This window comes from Pseudomonas sp. ES4, assembly GCF_050586665.1.
Lineage (GTDB): Bacteria > Pseudomonadota > Gammaproteobacteria > Pseudomonadales > Pseudomonadaceae > Aquipseudomonas > Aquipseudomonas frederiksbergensis.
Map to the genome: position 1 here is coordinate 71,878 of NZ_JBOBDO010000010.1, position 25,890 is coordinate 97,767.

Consider the following 25,890-nt stretch of genomic DNA (forward strand, 5'->3'; position numbering starts at 1 on the left):
AATTTTAGGTTGGCGTGCTTTGTGATGAATTCGCCAGAGCATCCAGCGCATCCAGAATGCCGTCCGCCCCCGGATTGATTGCCATCGGGGAGACGTAGCTCCAGGCGACCACCCCCTCCTTGTCAATCACGAACAGCGCCCGCTTACAAACCCCCAGGTGGGACTCGTAGGCTCCATACTGCCGCGCCACAGCCCCTTTGGGCTCGAAATCGGCGAGCAGGCTGAAGTGAAAATTCCGATCTTTGGAAAAGGCCTGATGACACCAAGCGCTGTCAACCGAGATACCCAGTAGCGTCGCACCGTATTCTCTGAATGTGGGTAGCAACTGGTTGTACAAGGTCAGTTGGTCGCCACAAACCGAAGTCCAGTCTGCGGGATAAAACGCCAGTATCACGGGATTTCCCTTTAGCTCGCGTAGCGACAACTGCTGATCAGGGGTTGCGTACAGAGTAAAGTCGGGCGCGACAGTGCCGGCCGGCAGCGGCCCCTGAACCAGGTCGCCATTCGTTTCTTTCGCATCATCCAATTCTGAAGTGTGCATGGCTTGAGCCCTTATAGATGGGCGGTTGGGGTCTGCTCAGCGGGATACGACTTGCCCGGGGGGATAACTCCATCCACCGCCAAGTGATTTATAAATGGCGACGATGCCTCGATACACCTCGTTCGAGGCCTGAGCCTGAGTGTCTTCGGTTGCGAGACGTTCACGATCCGCATCAAGAAGCACGAGGAGATCCGCCGTGCCTTCGCGGTATTGGATTGAGGCCAGGTTGGTAGCGGAAAGGCTGGATCCGCTCTGACGCACCACTGACTATAGTCGTTGTTGGCGCTTGCCGTAATCGCTGAACGCGTTCTCCGTTTCCTCCAGTGCAGGCAAGACCTCGCGCGCTCGTTCTTTTGCTGTCATTTTCGGCGGCTTTTTTATCCGATGGTTTTGGTGCGAACCGCAATCATGTCCTTGCTGATCGATTCGCCCCTGCGAATTCCGACATCGAAGCGTTGCTCGATCACGCTGGTGATTCCATAGCCTCATTTGCTGATGAGTTGGTGGTTTACGACTGGCGGTATTTTTGAGCACAAATTTATCAGACGTCGTTCGTCGGTATCCTGGATCGCCCATAGCGTGTTTTGATGAGATCCGACTATCGTTATTGGATGGCGTCGTCTGCCGAGACTGCCATTCCCTCCAACGTAATCGTCTTCCTGAGCAATCTCAGCGTATTGCGGATCTCATGCCCCTGTTGCTTGAGCATCGTTTACGGGGCCGTAGATCCATCTGAATGAGTCCGTGTTATCCATCTTTGGAGACAACTCATCATGGCTACTCTCTGTGAAATATGTAATGCGAGACCCGCTGTAGCGCGAGTGACCGTATCGCAAAATGGCCAAGCCAGGACAATGTCCATTTGCGACCACGATTACCGTCAACTCTTACGCCATCAAAGCATGTTGAATCCATTCGACTCTCTGCTGGGCGGGGGTGTGTCCCGCTTTTTCGACAGCATGGGCGGAGCAAAGGATCAAGCGGGTGATGACTTCAGGCTCTCTGCGCAAGTGCCTCGAGAATCTGTCGATGCAACCGATGCATTCAGTTCCCAGACGCTGGAAATCCTGCAACGCGCGGGTGAGAAAGCCCATGAGCTCAACCGTAGCGAGCTCGATACTGAGCATTTGTTGTATGTGCTTGCGGATACCGATGTGGGTACGGCGTTGCTTAAGGAGCTGAAGCTTTCTCCGGACGAGATCAAAGGCTACATCGATCAACATGCTCAGAGGGGCACAGCGGAGGCCCAGGCCCCGGTGGACCAGATGAGCATTTCGCCACGGTTAAAGAAAGTTTTCAATTTTGCGTTCCAGGCATCTCGTGATTTAGGACATTCGTACGTTGGCCCAGAGCATTTGTTGATCGGGCTTGCCTCTGTACCAGAAAGTATCGCCGGGACATTGCTTAAAAAATACGGCGTAACGCCTGAAGCCTTGCGGCAGAAGGTGGTAAAGGTGGTGGGTAAGGGGGCTGAGGATGGGCGAGTCGACACCCCGACGGGAACACCGACACTCGACAAGTTCGGTCGCGACCTGACGTCACTGGCTCGTGAGGGCAAACTGGATCCCGTACTGGGGCGCGCGCAGGAAATCGAAAATACCATCGAGGTGCTGGCGCGGCGCAGAAAGAACAATCCGGTTCTTATCGGCGAACCTGGCGTCGGTAAAACAGCCATCGTTGAAGGGCTTGCACAACGAATAGTAAAGGGCGATGTCCCTGAGATTCTGCGTGGCAGACGGCTTGTTGAAATCAATCTGAACTCAATGGTTGCGGGCTCTAAATATCGTGGTGAATTCGAGGAGCGAGCCAAGCAACTACTTGATGAAGTCGCCGCAAAAAGCTCGGAGCTTATTCTGTTCATCGACGAGTTGCATACGATCGTTGGCGCGGGGCAGGGTGGTGAGGAGGGCGGCCTGGATATTGCCAACGTACTGAAACCCGCATTGGCACGCGGGGAGCTTAGTTTGATCGGTGCGACGACACTCAATGAGTATCAAAAGCACATCGAAAAAGACGCAGCGCTTGAACGACGTTTTCAGCCTGTGCTGATATCCGAGCCCACCGTCGAACAGACCATCATTATCTTGCGCGGGTTACGCGATAAGCTTGAGGCTCATCACCAGGTCACATTCGCCGATGAAGCATTTGTGGCGGCAGCAGAGCTGTCGGATCGTTACATCACCTCGCGCTACCTGCCGGATAAAGCCATTGACCTGATCGATCAGGCCGCGGCCCGTGTTCGAATCAGTTCCTCCTCAAGGCCGGCTGGCATCCAGGAGCTGGAAGCCGAAATCACGCAACTTAAACGTGAACAGGACTATGCATCTTCCCGTAAACGTTTTGATGAATCCAAAGGCTTCGAAGAACGCATTGGTCAAAAACAAGCGCAACTGGGAGAGGAAACAGAAGCCTGGCAGCGCAAGACAGGTTCCGAAACCCTTGAGGTGACCCTGGAATCAATTGCCGAGGTGCTGTCCCGTCTCACCGGTATTCCTGTGACCGAGCTTACGCAGGAAGAGCGTCAAAAGCTGTTGAATATGGAAGACACGTTGCGTGAGCGGCTGGTTGGGCAGGAAGACGCTGTTCTCGCGGTCAGCGATGCCGTTCGTTTGTCTCGAGCCGGCCTTGGCCAAGCCAACAGACCTATTGCCACGTTTCTCTTTCTTGGCCCTACGGGCGTTGGCAAAACTGAACTTGCCAAAGCGTTGGCGGAAACGGTGTTTGGTGACGAGCAATCGATCATTCGTATTGATATGTCGGAGTACATGGAGCGGCATGCGGTTGCGCGTTTGATCGGCGCGCCACCCGGTTATGTGGGATATGACGAAGGCGGTCAGTTGACAGAGCGTGTCCGCCGCAAGCCCTACAGTGTGATTCTGCTCGACGAGATCGAGAAAGCGCATCCCGATGTGAGCAACGTATTGCTGCAGGTATTCGACGATGGGCGTCTAACGGACGGTAAGGGACGTGTCGTGGACTTCAGCAATACGATCATCATTGCCACCAGCAACTTGGGCTCTCCCATTATCATGGAGAATCTTGAGCGCCCCGAAGATGAACGCCTTACGGATAAAGCGTTACGTGATGAATTAATGGGCGTCCTGAAAGGGCATTTTCGTCCCGAATTCCTGAACCGTATTGATGACATCATCGTGTTCCATGCCCTTACCCGTGACAACATCCGATCGATTGTGAGCATTCAGCTTGATCGGGTCATTCGGACCGCAGCTGCACAGAACATCACAGTGAAAATTGATGGCTCACTCATCGATCATCTGGCGGATGTTGGTTATCAGCCTGAGTTTGGCGCGCGCGAGTTGAAACGTCAGATTCGCCAGGCCGTCGAAACGCGGCTTGCGAAGGAAATGCTCGCTGGCAAGCTGCAAGCCGGCGACAGTGTTGAGTTGGGTTACGACACGGAACGTAGGGGAGTGGTCTTCAATAAAGTGGAGGTGGATGCGCCAAAGACCTCCGGAAAGAGTAGTCCGCCAGACCAGCCAGATGATCTGGCACCTACTGCGGAGACCGGGACTTAGCCCCAGCACACTCACGTAACCTGGGAGCAGGCCTGTTGATCACGACGTGCAGTGGTGTACTGGATCATCAAATGCCTGGACGAGCCCGGCAGACTGAAGACGCAAGTGTGGAGGGTTATCGTGTCAAAGCCTGATTCTGAAAGGCGTGAGCGCAACTCGACGCTGAAAAATTTCAGACTTCAGTGGGCGCTGATGAATGCTTACGAACGTTTCGAACAATTGGTTGTTATAGCGCTCAGTCTCATCATCGCGTCTGTGATTTTGATGGCGCTACTGCAGCTCTGTCGCAGGGTTGTGCCGTTGGTGATCGGTGGTGCGATTGACCCTCTAGATCACGATGTTTTCCAGGCCCTCTTTGGCTCAATCTTCACCGTGCTGATAGCCCTGGAGTTCAAGCATTCGATTGTGCGCCCGGCCCTACGTCGCAACAGCATCGTTCAGGTTCGCACAGTGCTGTTGATCGCCTTGCTGGCGCTCAGCCGGAAGTTCGTTATTCTCGATTCTGCCGCTACTCCTGCGCTCACCATTGCCGCACTGGGATTTGCCACCCTGGTGCTCGGCATCGTCTGCTGGCTCTTACGAGAGCGTGATAAGGATGACTTACGAGAGTGATGCTTGCATCACTCTGAAGGCCCTACATTTTGGACGCCTCGCCGCACACGTGGCCAAGTTCATTTGGAAGCCTACGTAAACAAGACATCAATCCAGCGCTGCCATTAACTGCTATCTGAGGGAGTGTTTAGCAATGAATGCACTCGCAAAGTGAGTTCATTCAGACTGAAGGGTTTGGTCAGTAATCGGGTTGTCCTATCAACCGAGACCAGTCGCGAACTGAATCGCCCCGGATTCTCTAGACACCTTGCAAACTCATTGCGTAACGCTTTTCAAGCTCTACCGGTGACAGTTGATTGCTGAAACCATGGCGACGTTTTGCGTGGTAGAGCATCTCGATGTAATCGAACACATCACTACGAGCATCTTCCCGCGTGGTGTAGATTTTCCGCTTGATCCGTTCTTGCTTTGGAAACTCTAAAAGCTCTCGGATTCGGCGTTGTCATGACAGTTGCCTCGGCGACTCATGCTGGCAACCAAATTGTTCGACTTCAAAAAACTGCGCCAATCGGTGCTGCTGTACTGGCTGCGTTGGTCGGAGTGAACCATCACCACCAGTTTCGGTTTACGCCTCCAAACTGCCATCAATAACGCATCAATGGCCAAATCACTGGTCATCTGCGACTTCATTGACCAGCCAACGACCTTACAAGAAAACAGATCCAGCACCACAGCCAAATACAGCCAGCCTTCATACGTGCGAATGTAGGTGATGTCGGTGACCAAAACTTTGTTGGGTTCTACGACATCGAACTGACGCTTCAGTAAATTGGGTGAAGCGACTGCTGGCTTACCTCCGAAATTTCCAGGGCGTCGTCGATATCCTGTCTAAGAGCGCAGATCTTCAAGACGCATCAGCCTTGCCACACGATCCGACCACAATCCTCACCGACCTCGCGCAGATCGCCATGGATTTTGCGTTAGCCATAAACGCCGCCGCTCTCCAGCCGCGAATGCTTGATCAAACCCAGCAATCGTTGGTCGTCTTTAGCGCGTGCAGATTGCGGCTCAGACAATCAAGCGTAATAACCACTGGGATGGACTTTCAGCGTCAGGCAAAGCCGTCGAATGGAATTGTCGCCCGCTCGCTGCTTGATAAAGGCGTACTTCAACCGCACTCCTTGGCAAAGTACGCGGCAGAGCGGAGCCACCATGCGAATATCTCGTTGATGGCGCTTAGTGGAGTTTCGTTTATGTGGCGGCTATTTGCGCCAGTTAGCTTGGTCTGCGCACCGCATTGGTGGAAAAAGCACAACTAGGCGGGGTCTGCCTGAACTGGGGCTGCGCTCCTATCAAAGCGCTCTTCGCCTATCGAGCGAACTCTGGTGGGGGAATGCGTTGACGGCGCGCTCCAACAGGCTTTTTCATCACCTCTTTCAAACGCTGAGCAGCTGCTTCTAACTCAGATGGCGACGCAAAGTTAACGGCAAGCAATAACGCCTCACGGCGTTTCCGTTTACCTTCCAAAATATCAGAGAGGCTAATTTCCGGCTTTACTGGGTGCTTCATCGCTGCTGACCTCGATCTTCGGATCAAATTGGATGCTAGCACAAGCCTTACAACCCGCAGTCTTCCGTTGATCTACTTTGCTCATGGAACGTAATCCGTCAGAAGTTTATTTCATCTCTCTTGGCAGCTCCGTTCGAATTCGGGAAAACAGCTCGTCGAGTGAGATCGGGTTGTCCTGAAGCAGATAACAGCCTACGAGGATGGTCAGCGGATGAACGTCCATTACAGTTGCCAGCTCGTCTACCTTCTCGATCGTAGGGCTCTTCAGACCGCGCTCTAGGGTGCTGAGATAGGTACGACTACTGACGTCGGAGAAATCTTCCTGGGAAAGCTTCCTCTCCGATCTCAGCTTTTTCAGGGCCGCGCCAAATGCCTGTTTCAGTTCCATATTGCCGACCTCGCAAAAGGAACGATGAAGCCTTCGCGAGCTCTATAGGGCTACAATCTATAGTGTTCACTTTTAGGATGGCGCTATGTTTATCACTCACAAACCAGCAGAGATTTTCCTCGGCGCGTACCTGGGTGAGGACATCATCCAGTACTGGCAGTACGTTGAGCAGACCACTCATTGCCCCTGGTTTTACGTCAATGTAGGTCGACAGCAAGGCACTCAAACGTTGAATAGCATGGTTCTGATTCCCAGCATTTCAGCGCTTGAGCAGTTACTTAATGAACAAGGAGCAGACATCTGGCTGTTGGATGTGCAGTTGGTTTCCCCGGCTTATCTGAACGGAAGTGAGGGGTGGAAAATGGAGAGGCTGTTAGAGGTGCGCGAAACGGTGGATGACATCAGTGAAGAGGCGGCCTACGTGTATCGCCTGGAGGGAGGGCATATCTACACTGAAGCCTTGGGGTCCAGCACATCCGATTTGCAAAATCCTCGTATCATTTTTTCGGCTACACCGGCATCTCGGCGAGCATGAGACCAACACGCTCGAACGGTTCACGGCATCTTCGACGCGCTAGCGGTTAGGCAATCTTGCCTGCCCGCCGCGTCAGTTGGCGGCGTTGGCAACCTTTCTGCCACTTACCGCTTTCGCAATGGAGTCAGTATGTTTTCGACATCCAATCCTTTCAGCAGACAGTTGTGCGCAATTGCCGACAGTGCTTCATAGAGCTGGTCTCGCTGCTTTATCAAGTCGGCATTCTCCGCCTGCAGATTAGCAATACGTTCTTCGAGGCTTCTTCGGCGGCGGGCACCGTCTGGATCTCTCCCACTCTCCTTGAGTTGTGCGATACGGGCGGACTCGATTCGACTCCCACGGTCCCCCACTAAGGTAGCTCGGCTAGTCAGGCCCAATCGACGCTGCACTTCGGGGCGTGAAATAGGCGCGTTCTCTAGTCCTAAGCTAATCATTTGGGCGAGGAGGGCGTCGATTGCCTCATCCAAGGTCCCGCCTCTCAAGGTCTGTCGATGAGCCATGGTCGCCTCTAATCATCTGAAACAGAGCTGTGCCGTTTGTCCGTGCCCGCAATCGTCATTGGGTGCCCATTCGGAAATACGCGTTGCACACCTACATTGGTATCGCGTGCGAGGACGGATTTTAAATTGTTGAGCTTGTCTTCCTGGTCCATCAGCCATACATCGCTACCTGCCTCTCCGGCGCCGGCATCGCGCATGATGGTGATTGCCGTCGTCAAATTCTCGGCTTGTTTCTCAAGGTTGGCCCGCTCCGACGGAGTGCCCATCAGATGGAGATGCGAGCAGCCATTCCAGCACTGAAGATGCTTAGGGCAGGGCGCTTGGGAGAAATCGTGAATGCAACCTCCGAAGGGTGTTACGTGTAGCGCCGTGGCGTGTACGGTGAGGAATGCTTCTGCAGTTGTCGTGCCTTTATCTGACAGCAACGCATGGTAACTGTCGGTTAACGCGCCCTGAATGCGTTTATCTCTTATGCCTGTATGCAGAAAATCGATGCGCTCGTGATGGCTATTGAACGCCAAGAACTCGTGATGCGCAGCAGTGTTTTCCTCAATGCTTGTGTGTTGGTAGTAGACATTCTGGTCGAGGCGTTTTCGCCCTAAGGCCAATGCTTGCTGAACATCACTCATGCCGGTCAGATGATAAATAGTGTTTCGCCAGTGTCGGGGTTGGTGGCTTGTTAGCCTAATCGGAGTGCCATCGGATTCGGTTAGTAAACGACGCGAAAAAATGGACGCATATTTTTCATCATCACCTAACGCGTGATTGATATCCACGATGCTGACCCGACGCGGGACCGCACGAAACACATTTGCCTCACGTCCACCGAAACGAAATTGCCCGTCGAAAGCGATGGCAAGTGTTTCGCTGGTTCTAAGTACGATACGAGCCTCTCCCCCGACATTTTCTGTTAGTACCGCGTGCCCACGGAGCTTCGGGACGATCAGTCTTTCAATCTCCCCCGCGACGTAGCGTCGCTTTAACGACCTTCCTCGTTTCTCATCGGGCTCATTGTCAAACGGATGGACGCCGTTGCGTGTGAGGAAAAGGTATAGATTTCTGTTTGCACTCCTTGTTTCGCTAAAACCTAGCCAATCCAAGACCATTGCATCGGAGATCACCGACTGAGGAGGGTAGCTCCAAATACGTCCTGGGTGGAGTTCTTGCCAAGCGGCAATCTCTCGCTGCTCTTCGGTTAGCGTCTTCAATCTCTCTACCGCTCGCCTGGCTAAAGGAACGTCGCTTTCAGCCAACCAATGAACACGGGATTGAAATTGCTTTTCCGCAAAGTACCTAATTCCGCATTCGACCAGAGGCTTACCATTGGCATCTACAACGACCTCTCCTGCGCTCCCTTTGATCGGCCTCTCGACCCAACAATCATAGGGGATGACTGCTACTTCGTTACCTCGCTGTCCAGTCGCAATCAATAAATCGATCACGCGCAGCAAAATTTCTTCGCCGTCACTGAGCGGGTTGTTCGAACATAGGGCGTATGCTTCCATCGCCTCACGAGAAGGCAATCTATCATCAGATTTACGCTGTTTTACCGCACGATCAGGATCGTGCAATGAGATGTACTCGTGGCGGCGTTTCTCTGGTTTTGCATCATGTACGAAGTGGATGGCGGTCTCGGTTAATTGCAGTTTATCGATCGTATCCGCTATTACCTGAAGATGAGAGATCGCGTCGTAAAGGTTCTTGTAGCCACTCACGCGGAGAAATTCTACGACGCGGTCAAAATCACCCCGCGTCAACTGTGTAGGGTCGGATACGCGTCGTTCAAACAACGGATTGTAAAGCCGGCGTACGGCAATATTGTAGGCCGCGACCATCGAAAACTTCAGGCTTCGGGTGCGTTGAAGATATACGATTAATGCCTTGCAAAAATCCTGGAAATCTAAGGGGAGGGCAGCTTTAGGAGGAACAGAATAGCCATTCTTTTCAAGCGACTGTCGGTGAGTTTCAAAGGTTATGGTCTGTTGCTTTAAGCGCTGCGGCAGCCAATGCTCGACCGACCATAGCGTTAGCTCCCAAGGGGTTGTAATCGGTAATGACCGAAAAACCACTTGTTCCTGTTTGATGAAGCCTTCGAGACTCTGCGTTGCCCTAGACTGCGTCATCTGCGGCATCCTCCGTGTGTTTCCGGCAGCGCTCGATCGTAGCGCTTACCGCCAGGATGGTTGTCTGATGCTGGGCGAGGGGCCGGTTGTGAATGAGATCTCCGGCTTGTTCCGCCATGTCTATGAACCGTTGCGCTTCTCGTTGCAGCGCCTCTTTTACCTGCTCATGGCGGCCGTCAGCAAAGGGGTGAAACTTCTTGCAGGTGTAGCAGGCGTAGACGGGATTGTAGGGGCAGTGCGTATGAACCGGGAGGGCGCATGCACCGATGTCCCCAATGTACTGTGTGTCGATCACGCCACGGATCGCTCTTTCGGCAACAGTATCGCGGCGTTGCACGACTTCCCCGGTCAAGAGACTGCGCATAATGCGTTGATAGGCGGGACTCTTGCCGAGTGCTTTTTCTTTGATCCGGGCAATGTTGGGAGTTGCCGTGACGTAAGCGCGCGCCGCTACTGTGCTGTTGTGGCCAAGCAGTTCGGCAATCATGTCTGCCGGTGTTCCCTGGTCAGCCAAACCTTGCCCGAGGTGATGACGCAACAAGATAGTTACTTGGTTAGGCTTGTCTATCCCTGCTTCACGCAGTTCATGTTTAAGGCCTATGCCGATTTCGTTAACTGACAGACGTTTTCCATTAGGACTGACAAACAATGGTCCGCAGTCGCTGCCAAATTGGCGTTGAATTTCCGAGATGTGGCGTGAGATTTTTTCACCCAGTCGAGAGGTGACTTTGCGGGGCCGTCGCTCAGGCCTGCGCTGGCCGACCTTTTTGGCCATGGGTAGCCACAGGGTGTAGTACCTCTCATGATCAGCGCTTTCAATGAACTCAAAATCCGCGATGTCAAGCGAGTGGAATTGAATCGAGCGTGGTGCGAGTTCGAAACCTAAGTGAAGTACTATATTGAACTGGGCCTCCTCCCAAGAGATAGGTGAAACCTCTCGTTCAATGCGTTTGAGCAATCGAACTTCCTCATCGAGGTCTAAACCAGACTGCGAGAGAAAAATTCGCGCATACGGGTCAACTCGATCTGATTTCACATCCTTGATTTTTAAGTAGGTGATTGGATCGAAGCCATTGACTCCTCTATCCATTGCCCATCGGTAAAGCCTTCGAAATCCTATAAGTACTGCCCTCGTTTTTTTGAGTTCCTCGAGAGCAGTGACCAGTTGATGGGTGTCCCAAGGAAGTCCGGTCGCGAGATTTGTACTAGATAAAAAGCGTAGGGTATCTGCGAACATTACCGCGGTTCGAGGAGCATATTTCTCAAGTGCATAGGCCATAAAACCTTTGCCTATTTCTATTAGCTCCGAATTCAATTGGAGTGCAGCCCAATCGATTTTCATCGCGAGTCCACCGTCGTACCACGTCCACACCGGCAGCCGGGTATCGACGTATCGTGGCTGGTCAGTGGTGCGAGTTCGAATCGCAACCTGAGCCGGGCCCTCGAACGCGTAGGTCGGAAAAGAGGAGGAGGGTGAAGCGTGTTCTTGATCGGCTGATTTGGTCACGGCGAACCTCCTTAACTGTCAAGTCGGCTCCAGGCTGCCGAAGCACGCTGGGCGTTGTGGAGGTTAGCCGACTCGGCTAGATAACGACTTGCATAACGGCGTGGCATCGTCGAAGTGTCGGACCAACCGCAGACTCGCCGGAGTTCGTCCGTGGCCCGCTCGAGGTCATACCCATGCTTCTCGACAAGGTAAGCCAAAAACCGATCGGCAAAGGTGTGGCGAAAGTCATGCGCGGAAAGTGTAGGCAACAACCCCGGATGAGCCAGTTCAATGGTCAGAAACAGCCGATCAAGGACGTTAGACAACGCGCGGATCGACAGCGGGCGACCTCGGTCAGAGATGAACAAATAGCGGTACAGCAATTTCATTGGTTTGCCATTACGCAGGGGGCGTCGCTCGCCCTGGATATAACGCTCGTAGACCTCATACAACTGCGCGGAGATACCTACTGTCCGTCCGTGTGTTTTCAGCGCAGGCTCTTCAGCGCGCGGGTCGCCGGGATCATGTTCGCGGTCATTGATGCTGACATAGGCATGCTGAGAACCCTCATTGACATCGGTGGTGTAGAGCTTGAGAAGCTCCCCTCGGCGCATACCGGTCTCCAGTAGTAATTCAATCATTAGCCAATTGCGCAGCTGCAGCCTTTCCGGGAACGGATTCTCCGTAGCGCCGGGGCGAATCAATGTGCGAATGATCTGGAGTTGCGTATCCGTCAGGCTGCGGTAACGAGCGCGGTCCTGCCGAACGTTGATGATATGGCTCTCAAAGCGCCGCTCAATGACGTCGGCGACATCTGCAAATAAAACCTCGATGTTAGCCAGGGTGGTTGAATTTTGACGAGCGCGCGGGATGTATCGGGTGACACACCAGGACAGGTATAGCTTCAGCAAACGCAGGTACTGGTCACGAGTACGCGGATCGATATACGGAAAAGGTGCCGTTTCAGCTTTGCCGATTCGGGCGACCAGGTTGTCGGCTTGACGGCCGCTTTGGAGCCAGATGGCGTAGCCGTCCAGTAACGCCAGAATCGACTCGAATTGGCAGGCCAAGATGGCGTCATCAATATTGAGGTCACGGCTTTTAGCATAGATATAGAAAGCCTGGATCGCGCGCAGATGTGCCGCCGCCGTATTGTAAGCCCGGTGCCTGAGTCTGAGTTGGACGTAGATGAACGGAACGAGTATGGGCAACGGCTCCGCGTTACCAGCGTGCACGAGCAGCGGAACACGCTGACCTGAAGAGAAACGGCACTGAATCAGCTTCATCGGCAGCCACCACATTGAATGACTCGCCATGAACACGAAGGACATGGCCCGTTGAAAGAGTGGACGTCAGAAACGGATTTGTCGAATCAGTGGCTTAGACAGCTCATGAACATCTATGACATGACCTGTCGTTTAACATAATATACATTACACGTAACGATATGTTTCGAGATTAACCCAGCTGCGCGCAGATTTTGCAGCGTTCAAATCACCTCTGCCACTCAACGTCTCAATCAGCTGCGTGTGTTCGGGAAATTACTCTGTATGTTGCTGGCCGACCAACTCCATATCTGCAAAATCAAACCCTGGCGTAACCGCTTCACCAACCAGACCGTATCCCGCCAATCCATTTGTAAGCTGCGGAGCTTTTCCAGACGCCCCCCGGGACATGTAAACAGCAGACATTGTTCGGCGCGATTCATCATTGCCCATCACACCGTTTTTAATGTGCCGTCCGGAAAATTAGCCTGCACTGAATTGCATCTCCCACTTGGTATTAAATGCACGATGTCTGATTGGTTCAAATGACCATCGGCGAACTCTTCATCAGCAAGTAATAAACAGATGTCATCAGGCAGCGCCGACCGCCAGCGGTCCCAACCATCGCGCGGCGTTGAGCTTGAAAGGTTCTGCGTTAGAAACCGTTCTTATGTGGGAGCCTCAACGCTGTGATTACAGCCTGTAGCGCTGGGAATGTGTTCATCAAAGGTGTTGGTAAATCATGTGAAATAAGGTGCATTTAATGCTCTAACGCTATCGTGTATTTTGATTCGATTAATAATAACTATGCTAAATAGCTCTTTAGTCGAGCTACCCATTAGGAGCTTGAACAGGCGAGTACTCATTACCTCGCCCCCTATTGTTATTCACGCCGCACTGGTGTTTGCGACACGAGCCGTGCGGATAAACAAGGCGCGCACTTTCTCCCAGAAATTACCCCCTAATACGAAAAAGCTGGCGATCAGCATGAGATCACCCAGCGCTTGAGCTTGCCAGAGGTTGGGCCTGAGCCCTGGCCAAATGCTGTCGATGTAGGGTTCAAGAAAAGAAGAAATCAGCGGCACGAAGAACATAACGATGCCAACTCTGTGACGCCATGGGCCCACTTCGACTTCTGCGCTAGGTGCAAGTGAGGACACATATCCGAACAGGCTTCGTTTTAGCTGTTGGAATCCGGCTTTGCCCATCACCGCTATAACGATGATCAACAGGACTTTGTTGCTGATGAACAGCACGCCGGTCAGTGCAGCGATCTTTGATCCCGGCACGTCGGCAGCCGCGGCGAGAGGCACCAATAACCAGGAGCCCAGCATCAAGCAGATAATTGCTATCCCCAACTTAAAGCGCCAGCTGGCTGAATGCGATTCAGCGACACCTTCGGTGTTACTCATAATTTCCGTACCTTTTTTGACTGATCACAGTAGATTTGATGGCGCTTAAAAAGCGTAGCAGCCATGTGACCATTTGGACGACTATGCTCCAGTGAACTTTGTTGGTCGGGAAATGTGGAATGCATCCAGGTACAACCCTGCTGAATTGGCCAGGCCGGCTCGCGCTGCTTGGCGTACTCGGCCTCAGTGGCTGCGTACGACTCGGGCCGGACTTCCAGCCGCCCGGCGAAGAATGGGTCAAACATTGGAGCACCCCTGCCCTCCAGCAATCCAGCCAGCGGAGCCTGAACCCGGACTTCCGTCAGTGGTGGCACGTCTTTGCCGATCCTGTCCTGGATCATTTGATTACCGAGTCGGATGCACGCAACTCCAGCCTAAAAATCGCCGGTCTGCGCGTCATGGAAGCCCGCGCTCAACTCGGCATTGCTCAAAGCGGGCTTTACCCGCAACTGCAGCAAGCCAGTGTCGACAGTCTTTACTTCAACCGCAGGCAATCCGGCGGGACCAACCCGCAAGACAGTCATTTCTGGCAACACAGCGCGGGGTTCGATGTGGGTTGGGAGCTGGATTTCTGGGGCCGCTTCAGTCGCGCCATTGAGTCATCCGATGCCAGCTACTTTGCCGCCCAGGCCAACTATGAAGACGTACTGGTACTGCTGCGCGCACAAGTGGCCGATACCTATTTCTCGCTGCGCACCACCGAAGCCCGTTTGCGTGTCGCCCAGGAAAACGCCAAGCAGCAAAAACGCAACTTCGAGATTACCGAGAAGCTCTTCAACAGTGGCCAAACTGCCGAACTCGACTTGCAACAAGCCAGAACCCAGTACCTGGGCACGTTGAGCACCATCCCCAATTTCGAAGACCAGTTGCAACGAACCCGCAACGCGTTGGCGGTGCTGGTTGGTCAGCCGCCTGGCGCACTGCCGCAACTGGCCCAGAGCATGGGATTGATCCCGCTGGTCGATCGTGCTGTGTTGCAGGATGTGCCGGCTAACTTGCTCCTGCGTCGGCCCGACGTACGCGCTGCCGAGCTTAATGTCGCCGCCCAGTCTGCGCTGATCGGTGTGGCCGAAAGTGATTTCTATCCGTCGCTGACCTTGCTGGGGAGCATTGTCTGGTCAACCGACACGCTCAGTGGCACGCCCCGAAATCTGGATCTGATCGGCGGCCCAAGCCTGCGCTGGAATCTGTTCGATCACGGCCAGATCAGCAACAACGTTCGCGTCCAGGATGCGCGGTTGCAGCAGCTGATCGAAGCCTACCGCGACAAGGTTCGCCAGGCAGCACGCGAGGCGGACGATGCGGCCTATGGACTGATCAAATCCCTGGAGCGCGAAGGCATCTTGCGTGAGGCCGAAGTGGCGGCCAAACGCTCGCTGGTGCTGGCTAGCGCGCAGTATCGCGAAGGTTATTCGGACTTCCAGCGGGTGCTGGATGCGCAGCGAGCCTTGCTCGAACAACAGGACAATTATCTGGTCGCCCGCAGCAATGCCGTGAGTAATGTCATTGCCTTGTACAAAGCCGTGGGCGGTGGCTGGTACAGCGCCCAGCCGAAAGTTGATCCAGCCACCCGCCAGCAAATGGAAAAACGCACCGACTGGGGCGATCTGCTGAAAGAGCCCGCCGCTGCACAGCCTGCCATTCCAATGTCTTACAAGGTAAAAGACCAATGAGTGAAGCCGCCAAGCCAACGCCCGAGACACCTGTCACCCAGGCGCCAGCGCCGGCTGCCGACCCGGCGAAAAAAGGCATCAAGTGGGTGCTGTTATTGATCCTCCTGAGTCTGACCTGGTACCTGTTGGCGGATCGTTTCACACCCTATACACAACAAGCCCGGGTGGGCGCCTTTGTGATTCCGGTCGCCTCGGAAGTGGCAGGCCGCGTGATCCGAGTGAACGTGCGCAACAACCAGGACGTCAAGGCCGGTGAAGTTCTATTCGAGGTGGACCCTCAGCCGTACCAGATTGCCGTCGACCGTGCACGTGCCGACCTTGAATCCACCCGTCGGCAGATCGGTGCGAGCACCGCCGGCATTGCCTCGGCGCAAGCCAACTTGCGGGCAGCCCAGGCCAATGAACTCAAGGCGCGCCAGGACAATCAGCGTCTAGAGGGTTTGTATCGTGAAGACCCTGGCACCATTTCCGTACGACTGCTCGAGGTGTCTCGCGCCAACCGCGAACAGGCTGTGAGTCAGGTCGCTGCGGCCCGCGCCGAAGTGCAGCGTGCGCGGGAGCAGGAAGGTGGCAGCGAGGAGGACAACGCCTTGCTGCGCAGTGCCGCCACGGCGTTGTCCAAAGCCGAACTGGATCTGTCCAACACGCAGATTCGCGCTCGCTCGGCCGGATTGATTACGGACCTGCGTACTGACGCCGGTCAATTCGCTGCGGCCGGTAGTCCGGTCATGACCCTGATCGCTCTTCATGATGTGTGGGTCAGTGCGGACATGACCGAGAACAACCTCGGTCTGGTGAAGCTCGATACGCCGGTTTCGATTGTTCTGGATGCTCTGCCGGGCGAGATATTCAAGGGGCGCGTGCGCAGCGTCGGTTACGGCGTCAGCGTGGGACAGACACCCGCACCGGGCACCTTGCCCAGCGTGCAGAACAGCCGCGACTGGTTACGTCCGGCCCAACGTTTTCCAGTCATTATCGAGTTCTCGCCAGACTCATTGAACACGTTGCGTGACAGTCGAGGGATCCGTGCCGGTGGGCAGGCTGAAGTCATGGCCTTCCCCACCGAGGGCAATCCGTTGAACCCTCTAGGGCACGTATTTGTGGGGTTCATGAGCTGGCTGAGCTATGCCTATTAAAGGTATGTCTACCCGGCGCACGCCGCGAGATCAACGCGCACTGCGCCTGGCTACCGGTACGGCGTTGTGCCTCACTGCCAGTTTCGGCCTGGGCTTGCCGATTCCTTTTTTGGCGCCGGTGCTTTGCCTGTTGTTACTGGCCTCGATCAATCGCCCGCTGCCGTTCAAGGCCGGACTGGTTCTCGCACTGGCCGCGCTGTTGACCACCGGCATCGGCCTGCTTTTGATCCCGCTCCTGCGTTATTACCCTGTTAGCGGCGTGCTATTGATCAGCGTCGGTCTGTTCCTGGCCTTCCGTTTTGGCCTGCGCGGCGGCAACACCTTGATCATGACCTTCCTGGTGATTGGCCTGACCATGATTTCCTCGGCCGGTATCGCCGAATTCGAACTGGCGGCGATGGTCATCGGCGCACTGGTCAAGGGCTTGCTGCTCGCCGTTGTCGTCGTGGGGTTCAGTCATGGGTTATTCCCCGATCCACCCAACGCCCCTTCTCCGCCGCCCGCCCCACCCCTGCCGACAGAAGAGGTCAGTCGGATTGCGCTACGTGCAACCCTGATCGTGTTACCGGCATTCCTGCTGGCGTTGATCGACCCGGCCGGTTATCTGCCGATCATCCTGAAGGCCGTCAGCCTGGGTCAGCAAAGCTCCACGACAAACGCCCGCATTGCCGGTCGCGAACTGCTCGGTTCGACGTTACTCGCAGGCCTGCTGGCGATCCTGTTCTGGAGCGCCCTCAGCCTGTTTGTGCATTTGTGGATGTTCTTTCTATGGATGTTGCTGTTCGGACTGGTGCTGGCGCGCAAACTGTATGCCCTGAGTCCGACGCGATTTACCCCGGGATTTTGGCTCAACACCTTGATTACCCTGATCATTCTGTTGGGCCAGTCGGTACAGGACAGCGCAGCAGGCAAGGACGTTTACACCGCGTTTGCCATCCGCATGGGCTTGTTCATCCTCGTGACCTTGTATGCCTGCCTGATGGTTCATCTGCTCGATCAACGGCGGCAAAATGACGTTCAAGGATTAACCTGATAGCCCTTCCCTTGCAGGCAACTGGTATAGGCGGTTGAGCTGGTTGACGCGCTGGTTTTCTCTTGTGCCCGACGTTCCTGACGCTGACGCGAGCCACCGACGACCGCTCCTGCCACGGCGGTCTCCTTGGCGCGATTCTGGCGATAATCCTGCTTAACATCATCGTCGACACGATCATAAAACTCGTCATGCTGACGTCCACGCACCTGGGCCCCCGCCGCACCGGCGGCAGCGCCCGCCGCGGCGCCCTTCAGTCTTCCGCCGGAAGGCGATGTAGCCGAAGCGCTCTGGCCGGCCGCGATATTCTGGCATTCGGCAATGTCCGTTTGGGTTTGTTGCGAACTCTGCCCTTTCATCGGCACGACTGTTTCCGCCCAACCCTGGGTCCAGGAAACCGACAGTGCAATGCACAGGCTTATGGATGACAAGCTTTTCATGATGACCTCCGACAGGGCCCGGCATTTTGCAAGCACACTGGGTCAGTAAACAGACCGCTCAATCCGTCACACCTCGTGATCCTGAGCGTGGTTCAGCATAAAAGATTGTAGATCACCCCTTCTCACCCGCGCGCGCCCTTCCCTATTAATGATCACGAGCGGATTTTTTTCGCGCCTGCACATGTCATGACCTAACCTCAATGGCTAAAGCCGCTGATGGCATGCCTATGCATCCTGCATTGAAGTTACTCATATTCGTTGTGTTTGCGCTGATGGGGGCGAACATCGGCGGACTGTCGGCGGATGAACTGCCCGACACTTCGAACAACAGTGAGACCAGCGCAACCGTTAATGTGTCGAAAAGCGATCTGGAAGCACTGCAATTGAGGCTGGACAACCTTAAGCAGCAGGTGTCATTGACCAGTAACTACACCCAGTTGATAGGCTTTCAGGACAAGGTTCAGTTGCTCTTCAGTGATGTGGAAAAGTTGGTGACCGCTTTACTTCCCGAGCAAGCTCAATTGCAAGCACAACTCAGTGTGCTCGGAACGACATCCGCCACCAGCGTGGCCATGGAAAAGTCCGAACTGGCGAAACAGAGGTCCTATCTCACCGCTCAAAAAGACAAGATCGATAACGATCTCAACATACTGCTGGCCATCAAGGAAGGCGCGACTAACCTCATCACCCAGATTGCTGCCATTCGGCGCACTCAACTGGAAACCGAGCTGGCCCAGCGCACTGCCAGCTTCCTCAACCCCCGCTTTTGGCTACCGCTGTTTTCTCCGTTGCGGGAGGATGAAAACCGTCTGAGGTTTTTGATTGATCAGTCCAACAGTGTCATCCAGTCGGTCTGGCAACCCGGCCGGCGTGCCGCGACCGTCACGTTGTTATTGCTGGCCCTGGCCTTCTGGACGCCGGGACGAAGACTGGCTGAACGGGGTTTGACATGGATCTGTATCCATCGAGTACCCGAAGGTCGCTTGCGCAGAAGTTCATTGGCGATTGCGACGGTAGTTGCCACGATGTTGAGCGCGGTGTGTGCCATTCAGCTCATCTCCGCTGCGGCTACCCGCTTTCAGCCATTGCCGCAGCCACTTCAAGGTTACTTCGATGATGTCGAGAAAGTCGCTTACGCCTGCGCGCTGATTGTCGGTTTGAGTCGGGCCCTGCTGTCCAAACGCAATCCCTCATGGCGGTTGCCTGGCATCGCCGATGAAGTAGCACTTGCAATAAACCCTTTTCCGGCACTGCTGGCCGGGTCAATGCTGATACTCATCTCGCTGGTACAAGTCACCAACGCAACGGGTATGAGTACGCAAGTGGTGCTCTTCAGCCGGGGCGTTGTGTCATTAGTGGTCATTATGATTATCGGTGCGCTATTGATACGCGTCAGCAGAACCCGCCGGGCGATGGTGATTGCCGGGGAACATCCCGAGTCAGGCACTACGCTGGCGGGGGTGATTTATACCGGTGTCAGTATCGCCGTGCTGATCTCCATATTTGGCCTGTTGATCGGTTACATCTCCCTGGCCCGATTCATCACTTACGAAATTGTCTGGCTCTATATCGTTATCGCCAGCTTCTATTTATTGACGCAGTTATTCAGGGACTTGTGCGATTACCTGTTTTCGCCAAAACAGCCAAGCGGCAAGGCGATCAAACAGCTGCTGGGTATCGGTGATGTACGGCTCGAACAAATCGAGGTTGTCGTGGCGGGTATTGGCAGAGCGGCGTTACTGCTAATTGCCGTCATTACAACGTTTGTGGGGGGGATAGGGGCGACCTTTGGCCAACTGACTGACAGGGTTTCTGCGATCCTCGGCGGCGATGGATTGCGCAAGCTGAACATCATTCCAGGCAACCTGTTGAATGCGGTCCTCGCGCTGTTGATCGGTATTTACCTGATTCGATCGCTGCGCAGATGGCTGGATAACGAATTCCTGCCGAAAACCGATATGGACCCCGGCATGGGAGCGTCGCTAAGCACCCTGTTCAGCAATATCGGGTACGTCCTGGTCATCCTGCTGGCGTTGTCTTCGCTGGGCGTCAAATGGACGAATCTGGCCTGGATCGTCAGTGCGTTGTCGGTGGGTATCGGTTTCGGCTTGCAGGAGATCGTCAAGAACTTCGTATCCGGGTTAATCCTGCTTACCGAACGTCCGGTCAAGGTCGGTGACCTGATCAGCATCAGCGGGGTCGAAGGCGATATCCGACGAATCAATGTCAGGGCCACCGAGATACAGCTCAGCGACCGTTCGATTGTGATCGTGCCCAACTCGCAGCTTATTTCCCAGAACCTGCGCAATGTGACCATGGGCGGAAGCGCCCAAGGGGTGGCCACGCTCGAATTGGTGTTCCCTCTGGACATCGACCCCGAAGAAGTCAAAAACCTGCTGTACACCGCTTATCAGGAGCATGAAACCATCCTCGACAAACCTGCTCCCGTTGTCCGCTTCAGCCATCTGAGCCCTGATGGCATCACCCTGACCATCACCGGGTATGTCAGCAGCCCAAGGATTGTCAGTACGACCAAGAGCGATCTGCTCTTTGAGATCCTGAAGCGACTGAGTGCGGCCGGCATCAAATTGGCCAAACCGGCCCCTGCTGCGTAAGCCACAAAGCCGCTGACTATTTCCGGCTTACCCGCGACCTGTTGCGCCACAAGGTTTGCGGGCGAGCGTCTGACTGGGAAGTTCGTTGAACAACGCGCGATAACTGCTGGAAAATCGCCCTAAATGCCAGAACGACCAGTGCATCGCCACTTCGGCAACGGTGGTTTGCGTCGCTGTGCGACCGAGCAATTCGCGGCGTGCGCTGTTGAGTCGGCGCAAGCGCAGCCAATGGGTCGGGGTCATCCCGGTATAAGCCTTGAATGCATGCTGCAATTGCCGCAGTGACACCCCGGCAATCTGCGAAAGCTCCAGCAGGTTCAGGGTGTCTTCCGGCGCATCAGCCGCCCATTCACCGATGCGTTTCATCACTGCACGTTCTTCGGCGCGACGCTGTAAACCGCCGCGATCAAGGCAAACACAGGCGTTATCGAGGATGTACAGGCAATCTTCGAGCAACTGCTGGGTCAACGCCTCCTTGCTCGGTGGATCGAAGGTCTGCGCCAGTCGGGTCAACGTCCCGCTGAGCCAGCGACTGAACAATGCGTTCTGTCCCGAGTTCAGTGGCGCCATGAACAGGCCTTCGAGCCTGGCCACGTTCAAACCGTGACGCTGCACGAACTCTGGACCGAACACCACGGCGATTTCCTGGTAGTTCTCCGGGGTGATCCAGATGTTGCGGCTTTCGCCATTCAACACGTACAGCGCGTTGTCGCTGCGATCGAAACAGAACGCCAGCGAACCTTCGGGCGCGCTGAAATTCTGCTCGACCCGGGTGTTCATCTGTTCCTCGTAAATCTCCACGCCTTGCAGGTCCAGATAGCGCACACGCCCGGCGAAATGCCCCGGTGACATTTGCTGGTAATGCTGTACCCAACCCGGCGTGGCGCGGATTTGCTCGGCGACATCGGCGGTGTTGAACGCTTGGACTTGCAGGGGGTTGCACGTTGTCATGGATGACCTTACGCACTCGTTTGGTGCGTTTTGGTGCTGCTGAAAGTGGATAGATGGAACGTCAAGGCTCGCCCAAGATAGTCGTCAACGCGCCACAGGGGAAGTGTGTGGTGGATGAAACCAGCCTCCCCGGCGTCAATAAAACCAATAACGAGGTCTTTATGAATGTCCCTTTCGATCAGCTGCTCACGTGGCTGAAAGATCACAAGATTACCGAAGTCGAGTGTGTGGTCAGCGACTTGACCGGCATCGCACGCGGCAAAATCGCACCCACCAACAAGTTCCTGCATGAGCGAGGCATGCGCCTGCCGGAAAGTGTGCTTTTGCAAACGGTAACCGGGGACTTTGTCGACGACGACATCTACTACGACCTGCTCGACCCGGCCGACATCGACATGGTGTGCAAGCCCGTTTCCGATGCGGTGTACGTGATCCCATGGGCCATCGAGCCCACCGCCATCGTGATTCACGACACCTTCGACAAGTTCGGCAACCCGATCGAGCTGTCGCCGCGCAACGTGCTGAAAAAAGTCCTGCAGCTGTACACCGACAAAGGCTGGCGGCCGATTGTCGCGCCGGAAATGGAGTTCTACCTGACCCAGCGCTGCGAAGACCCGGACTTGCCGCTCAAGGCACCGCTGGGGCGTTCGGGCCGTGCGGAAAGTGGTCGTCAGTCGTTTTCCATCGACGCTGCCAACGAGTTCGACCCGCTGTTTGAAGACGTGTACGACTGGTGTGAACTTCAAGGCCTGGACCTCGATACCTTGATCCACGAAGACGGCCCGGCGCAGATGGAAATCAACTTCCGGCATGGCGACGCACTGGATCTGGCCGACCAGATCACCGTGTTCAAGCGCACCCTGCGCGAAGCGGCGCTCAAGCACAACGTCACTGCGACCTTCATGGCCAAACCGATTGGCGATGAACCCGGCAGCGCCATGCATATTCACCAGAGCGTGGTGGACATCGCCACCGGCCAGCCGATCTTTGCCGATGCCGACGGGCAGATGAGCGAACTGTTCCTGCACCACATCGGCGGCCTGCAAAAGTACATCCCCAAAGTGCTGCCGATGTTTGCGCCGAACGTCAATTCGTTCCGCCGCTTCCTGCCGGACACGTCGGCGCCAGTGAACGTCGAATGGGGCGAAGAAAACCGCACCGTGGGCCTGCGTGTACCGACCTCCACGCCGGACGCGATGCGCGTGGAAAACCGTTTGCCAGGCGCCGACGCCAATCCTTATCTGGCGATCGCAGCAAGCCTGTTGTGCGGGTATCTGGGGATGGTCGAGCGCATCGAGCCGAGCGCTGCGGTTCAGGGGCGGGCCTATGAGCGCCGCAATCTGCGCCTGCCGATCACCATCGAGGATGCCCTGACGCAAATGGAAGAGTGCGACACCGTTTCTCGCTATCTGGGCAGCAAATTCGTTCGCGGTTATGTGGCGGTCAAGCGAGCGGAACACGAGAACTTCAAGCGGGTGATCAGCTCGTGGGAGCGAGAGTTTCTGCTGCTTAGCGTTTAGAAACCTCGCTCCCCCATGGCATCACACATCCCCTGTGGGAGCGGGCTTGCCCGCGAAGAGGCCGGCACATTCAACATCTCGGTTGACTGACAGGCCGCCATCGCGGGCAAGCCCGCTCCCACAGGGTTAGAGAACACCAAAGAAACGCCTGAAAAAACCAACAACTCGAAGAGGTGTCGTATGCGTCTATTGAAATCCGTGGTTCCGGTCGCGCTGGCCGTGTTGTTCAGCGCCGTTGCGCAGGCTCAGCCAACGGTCAGCGTCTACAACTGGACCGATTACATCGGCAAGACCACCCTGGCCGACTTCCAGGCGAAAAGCGGGATCAAGGTGATCTACGACGTGTTCGATTCCAACGAAACCTTGGAGGGAAAGCTGCTCGCCGGTCGCACCGGGTACGACGTGGTGGTGCCGTCCAACCACTTCCTGGCTCGCCAGGTGAAAGCCGGCGCGTTCCTGAAGCTCGACCGTTCGCAGTTGCCAAACTTCAAGAACCTCGACCCGAAACTGCTGGCACTGCTCGAAAAAAACGATCCGGGCAACGAACACTCGGTCCCGTACCTGTGGGGCACCAACGGCATCGGCTACAACGTCGACAAGGTCAAGCAAGTGCTGGGCATTGATCGCATCGATTCCTGGGCGGTGTTTTTCGAACCGGAGAACCTGAAGAAACTCAGTCAGTGCGGCGTGTCGATGATGGATTCGGCCGATGAAGTGTTCCCCGCCGTTCTCAATTACATGGGCATGGACCCGCGCAGCGAAAACCCTGAAGACTTCAAAAGAGCTGAAGCCAAGCTGTTGACTATCCGCCCTTACATCACCTATTTCCATTCATCCAAGTACGTTTCGGACCTGGCCAACGGCGACATCTGCGTGGCGTTCGGTTACTCGGGTGACGTGTTCCAGGCCGCGAACCGGGCGAAGGAAGCCAAGAACGGCGTGAACATCGCCTACGCGATTCCCAAGGAAGGCAGTAACTTGTGGTTCGACCTGTTGGCGGTTCCCGCAGACGCCAGCAATCAGAAAGAGGCGCATGCTTTCATCAATTACCTGCTTGATCCGCAAGTGATTGCCAAGGTCAGCGCGTCAGTCGGCTACGCCAACCCGAACCCGGCGTCCAAGCAAGACATGGACCCTGAACTGGTCAAAAATCCTGAGGTTTATCCGCCTCAGGCAGTCCTCGACAAGCTCTACATTTCCACCACCCCGCCCCAGTCGATCATGCGCTTGATGACCCGTTCCTGGAGCAAAGTGAAGTCCAACCAATGAACCAGCACAGCAACGAACACGCTCATTCCTATTACGCGGCGTCAGCCAATCGAATGGTGCCCTACCCTACACTGGCCGAGGACCTTGAAGCCGATGTCTGTGTGATCGGCGGCGGCTTTACCGGGGTTAACACGGCGATCGAACTGGCGCAGCACGGGCTCTCGGTGATTCTGCTGGAAGGCCGACGGATCGGCTGGGGTGCCAGCGGGCGCAACGGTGGGCAGTTGATTCGCGGTATCGGCCATGACGTCAGCGGTTTCGCGCGTCATGTCGGTGAAGAAGGCGTGCGCTACCTTGAGCGTGCGGGCGTCGAGTCGGTAGCGCTCGTGGGCAACCGCATTCGTGAACACGGGATTGATTGCGACCTGCGCTGGGGGTTCTGCGAACTGGCCAATACCAAAGCGCAGTTCGCGGCGTTCGAGGCTGAGCAGCAAGGCCTTGCCGAATCGGGGTACGCCCATGAAACCCGACTCGTCGGGCCGCAGCAGATCCGTCAGCAGGTGGTGGACTCAGGCGTGTATGCCGGTGGGCTCGTCGACATGGGCTCGGGTCACTTGCACCCGCTCAATCTGGTCCTTGGCGAAGCGCTATTGGCGCAATCCCTGGGGGTGCAGATTTTCGAGCAGAGCCCGGTGCTGGAATTGATCCATGGCAGCACGGTGCAGGTTCGCTGTGCCGGTGGCACGGTGCGCGCCGGCAGTCTGGTGCTGGCGTGCAACGCTCATCTGGATGAGCTCGAACCGAAACTGAGCGGCAAGGTGCTTCCTGCGGGCAGCTACATCATCGCCACCGAGCCGCTGGCGCCCGACGTTGCAGCGCAATTGATCCCGCAGAACCTGGCGCTCTGCGACCAGAAAGCCGGCCTGGATTACTACCGACTCTCGGCGGACCGACGTTTGCTGTTCGGCGGTGCCTGCCATTATTCCGGGCGTGATCCGGCAGACATCGAAGCCTACATGCGCCCGCACATGCTCAAGGTCTTCCCGCAACTGGCCAACGTGCGCATCGACTATCAATGGGGCGGCAAGATTGGCATCACCGCCAATCGCTTCCCCCAGGTCGGGCGCTTGAGCCAGCATCCGAACGTTTTCTACGCCCAGGGCTATTCCGGCCATGGCCTGAACGTGACCCACTGGTGCGCAAAACTGTTGGGTGACGCGATCCACGTCGGACACAGTCAGGGCTTTGACGTGTTCAGCGCCGTGCCGCACATGACCTTTCCCGGTGGGCCCATGCTGCGCTCTCCACTGCTGGCCCTCGGTATGTTCTGGTATCGGCTGCGCGAACTGCTTGGGTGACGATAACTCTCCCCCTCCTCTTATGATCGTTCCCACGCTCCGCGTGGGAAC

At 55.6% G+C, this 25,890-nt stretch carries 20 protein-coding genes and 2 pseudogenes; 10 read left to right on the forward strand and 12 right to left on the reverse strand.

Annotated elements, in window-relative coordinates:
- Nucleotides 1-4 precede the first annotated feature (4 nt).
- Together ACQ4OB_RS13655 and ACQ4OB_RS13660 are read right to left on the reverse strand one after the other, a co-directional pair.
- Nucleotides 5-541, reverse strand: coding sequence for a redoxin domain-containing protein (locus tag ACQ4OB_RS13655; protein WP_430955847.1), 537 nt, complete (start codon nucleotides 539-541; stop codon nucleotides 5-7).
- A 36-nt stretch (nucleotides 542-577) separates the two neighbouring features.
- Nucleotides 578-883 (reverse strand): annotated as a pseudogene (locus ACQ4OB_RS13660) (TolC family protein); the annotation flags it as partial.
- A 428-nt stretch (nucleotides 884-1,311) separates the two neighbouring features.
- On the opposite strand from ACQ4OB_RS13660, the gene ACQ4OB_RS13665 reads away from it, so the two are divergent.
- A complete protein-coding gene (locus ACQ4OB_RS13665) occupies nucleotides 1,312-4,077 on the forward strand; it encodes an AAA family ATPase (protein ID WP_430955896.1) in 2,766 nt (921 codons plus the stop codon).
- Between the two features lie 192 nt (nucleotides 4,078-4,269).
- Nucleotides 4,270-4,689 (forward strand): phosphate-starvation-inducible PsiE family protein, encoded by a 420-nt coding sequence (locus tag ACQ4OB_RS13670; protein WP_430955897.1) that lies wholly within the window; start codon nucleotides 4,270-4,272, stop codon nucleotides 4,687-4,689.
- Nucleotides 4,690-4,927: 238 nt separating this feature from the next.
- Here ACQ4OB_RS13670 and ACQ4OB_RS13675 read toward each other — a convergent pair.
- The 3 genes and pseudogenes from ACQ4OB_RS13675 to ACQ4OB_RS13685 all read right to left on the reverse strand — a co-directional run.
- A pseudogene (locus ACQ4OB_RS13675) lies at nucleotides 4,928-5,825 on the reverse strand (IS3 family transposase); the annotation flags it as partial.
- Nucleotides 5,826-5,997: 172 nt separating this feature from the next.
- Entirely contained in the window at nucleotides 5,998-6,198 is a 201-nt protein-coding gene (locus tag ACQ4OB_RS13680; protein WP_430955848.1) for a hypothetical protein, read from the reverse strand.
- Between the two features lie 106 nt (nucleotides 6,199-6,304).
- A complete protein-coding gene (locus ACQ4OB_RS13685; RefSeq protein WP_430955849.1) occupies nucleotides 6,305-6,586 on the reverse strand; it encodes a helix-turn-helix domain-containing protein in 282 nt (93 codons plus the stop codon).
- Between the two features lie 85 nt (nucleotides 6,587-6,671).
- On the opposite strand from ACQ4OB_RS13685, the gene ACQ4OB_RS13690 reads away from it, so the two are divergent.
- On the forward strand, nucleotides 6,672-7,121 hold the full coding sequence (locus tag ACQ4OB_RS13690; RefSeq protein ID WP_430955850.1) for a hypothetical protein: 450 nt from the start codon (nucleotides 6,672-6,674) through the stop codon (nucleotides 7,119-7,121).
- 508 nt (nucleotides 7,122-7,629) lie between these two features.
- Here ACQ4OB_RS13690 and ACQ4OB_RS13695 read toward each other — a convergent pair.
- The 5 genes from ACQ4OB_RS13695 to ACQ4OB_RS13715 form a co-directional block, all read right to left on the reverse strand.
- Nucleotides 7,630-9,744: a hypothetical protein gene (locus ACQ4OB_RS13695; RefSeq protein WP_430955851.1), complete on the reverse strand. Its 2,115-nt coding sequence runs from the start codon at nucleotides 9,742-9,744 to the stop codon at nucleotides 7,630-7,632.
- On the reverse strand, nucleotides 9,731-11,251 hold the full coding sequence (locus ACQ4OB_RS13700) for a tyrosine-type recombinase/integrase (RefSeq protein WP_430955852.1): 1,521 nt from the start codon (nucleotides 11,249-11,251) through the stop codon (nucleotides 9,731-9,733). The genes ACQ4OB_RS13695 and ACQ4OB_RS13700 overlap by 14 nt, the downstream gene beginning before the upstream one ends.
- An 11-nt stretch (nucleotides 11,252-11,262) precedes the next feature.
- Complete coding sequence (locus ACQ4OB_RS13705; RefSeq protein WP_430955853.1) at nucleotides 11,263-12,516, reverse strand: tyrosine-type recombinase/integrase; 1,254 nt, start codon at nucleotides 12,514-12,516, stop codon at nucleotides 11,263-11,265.
- A gap of 255 nt (nucleotides 12,517-12,771) precedes the next feature.
- Nucleotides 12,772-12,948, reverse strand: a complete 177-nt coding sequence (locus tag ACQ4OB_RS13710; RefSeq protein ID WP_371916906.1) for a hypothetical protein — start codon at nucleotides 12,946-12,948, stop codon at nucleotides 12,772-12,774.
- Nucleotides 12,949-13,382: 434 nt separating this feature from the next.
- Nucleotides 13,383-13,907 (reverse strand): transporter suffix domain-containing protein, encoded by a 525-nt coding sequence (locus ACQ4OB_RS13715; RefSeq protein ID WP_074876668.1) that lies wholly within the window; start codon nucleotides 13,905-13,907, stop codon nucleotides 13,383-13,385.
- 119 nt (nucleotides 13,908-14,026) lie between these two features.
- Between ACQ4OB_RS13715 and ACQ4OB_RS13720 the strand changes: the two genes are divergently transcribed.
- The 3 genes from ACQ4OB_RS13720 to ACQ4OB_RS13730 are packed head-to-tail and all read left to right on the forward strand — an operon-like array spanning nucleotide 14,027 to nucleotide 17,749.
- Entirely contained in the window at nucleotides 14,027-15,580 is a 1,554-nt protein-coding gene (locus tag ACQ4OB_RS13720) for an efflux transporter outer membrane subunit (RefSeq protein WP_430955854.1), read from the forward strand.
- Nucleotides 15,577-16,716 carry an HlyD family secretion protein gene (locus ACQ4OB_RS13725; RefSeq protein ID WP_074876672.1) on the forward strand — a complete coding sequence of 380 codons (1,140 nt, stop codon included), beginning with the start codon at nucleotides 15,577-15,579 and terminating at the stop codon, nucleotides 16,714-16,716. The genes ACQ4OB_RS13720 and ACQ4OB_RS13725 overlap by 4 nt, the downstream gene beginning before the upstream one ends.
- A gap of 4 nt (nucleotides 16,717-16,720) precedes the next feature.
- Nucleotides 16,721-17,749, forward strand: a complete 1,029-nt coding sequence (locus ACQ4OB_RS13730) for a DUF2955 domain-containing protein (protein ID WP_074876674.1) — start codon at nucleotides 16,721-16,723, stop codon at nucleotides 17,747-17,749.
- Here ACQ4OB_RS13730 and ACQ4OB_RS13735 read toward each other — a convergent pair.
- A complete protein-coding gene (locus ACQ4OB_RS13735) occupies nucleotides 17,734-18,186 on the reverse strand; it encodes a YMGG-like glycine zipper-containing protein (RefSeq protein WP_074876676.1) in 453 nt (150 codons plus the stop codon). The genes ACQ4OB_RS13730 and ACQ4OB_RS13735 overlap by 16 nt on opposite strands.
- 227 nt (nucleotides 18,187-18,413) lie before the next feature.
- Between ACQ4OB_RS13735 and ACQ4OB_RS13740 the strand changes: the two genes are divergently transcribed.
- A complete protein-coding gene (locus ACQ4OB_RS13740) occupies nucleotides 18,414-20,801 on the forward strand; it encodes a DUF3772 domain-containing protein (protein WP_430955898.1) in 2,388 nt (795 codons plus the stop codon).
- Nucleotides 20,802-20,828: 27 nt separating this feature from the next.
- Here ACQ4OB_RS13740 and ACQ4OB_RS13745 read toward each other — a convergent pair whose 3' ends face one another.
- Nucleotides 20,829-21,752 (reverse strand): helix-turn-helix domain-containing protein, encoded by a 924-nt coding sequence (locus tag ACQ4OB_RS13745; protein ID WP_430955855.1) that lies wholly within the window; start codon nucleotides 21,750-21,752, stop codon nucleotides 20,829-20,831.
- Between the two features lie 161 nt (nucleotides 21,753-21,913).
- On the opposite strand from ACQ4OB_RS13745, the gene ACQ4OB_RS13750 reads away from it, so the two are divergent.
- From ACQ4OB_RS13750 to ACQ4OB_RS13760, 3 genes are all read left to right on the forward strand, one after another.
- Nucleotides 21,914-23,272: a glutamine synthetase family protein gene (locus ACQ4OB_RS13750; protein ID WP_074876680.1), complete on the forward strand. Its 1,359-nt coding sequence runs from the start codon at nucleotides 21,914-21,916 to the stop codon at nucleotides 23,270-23,272.
- 180 nt (nucleotides 23,273-23,452) lie between these two features.
- Nucleotides 23,453-24,541, forward strand: coding sequence for a polyamine ABC transporter substrate-binding protein (locus tag ACQ4OB_RS13755; RefSeq protein ID WP_430955856.1), 1,089 nt, complete (start codon nucleotides 23,453-23,455; stop codon nucleotides 24,539-24,541).
- Nucleotides 24,538-25,839 carry an NAD(P)/FAD-dependent oxidoreductase gene (locus tag ACQ4OB_RS13760; RefSeq protein ID WP_430955857.1) on the forward strand — a complete coding sequence of 434 codons (1,302 nt, stop codon included), beginning with the start codon at nucleotides 24,538-24,540 and terminating at the stop codon, nucleotides 25,837-25,839. Before ACQ4OB_RS13755 ends, ACQ4OB_RS13760 begins: the two co-directional genes overlap by 4 nt.
- The last annotated feature ends 51 nt before the right edge of the window (nucleotides 25,840-25,890 follow it).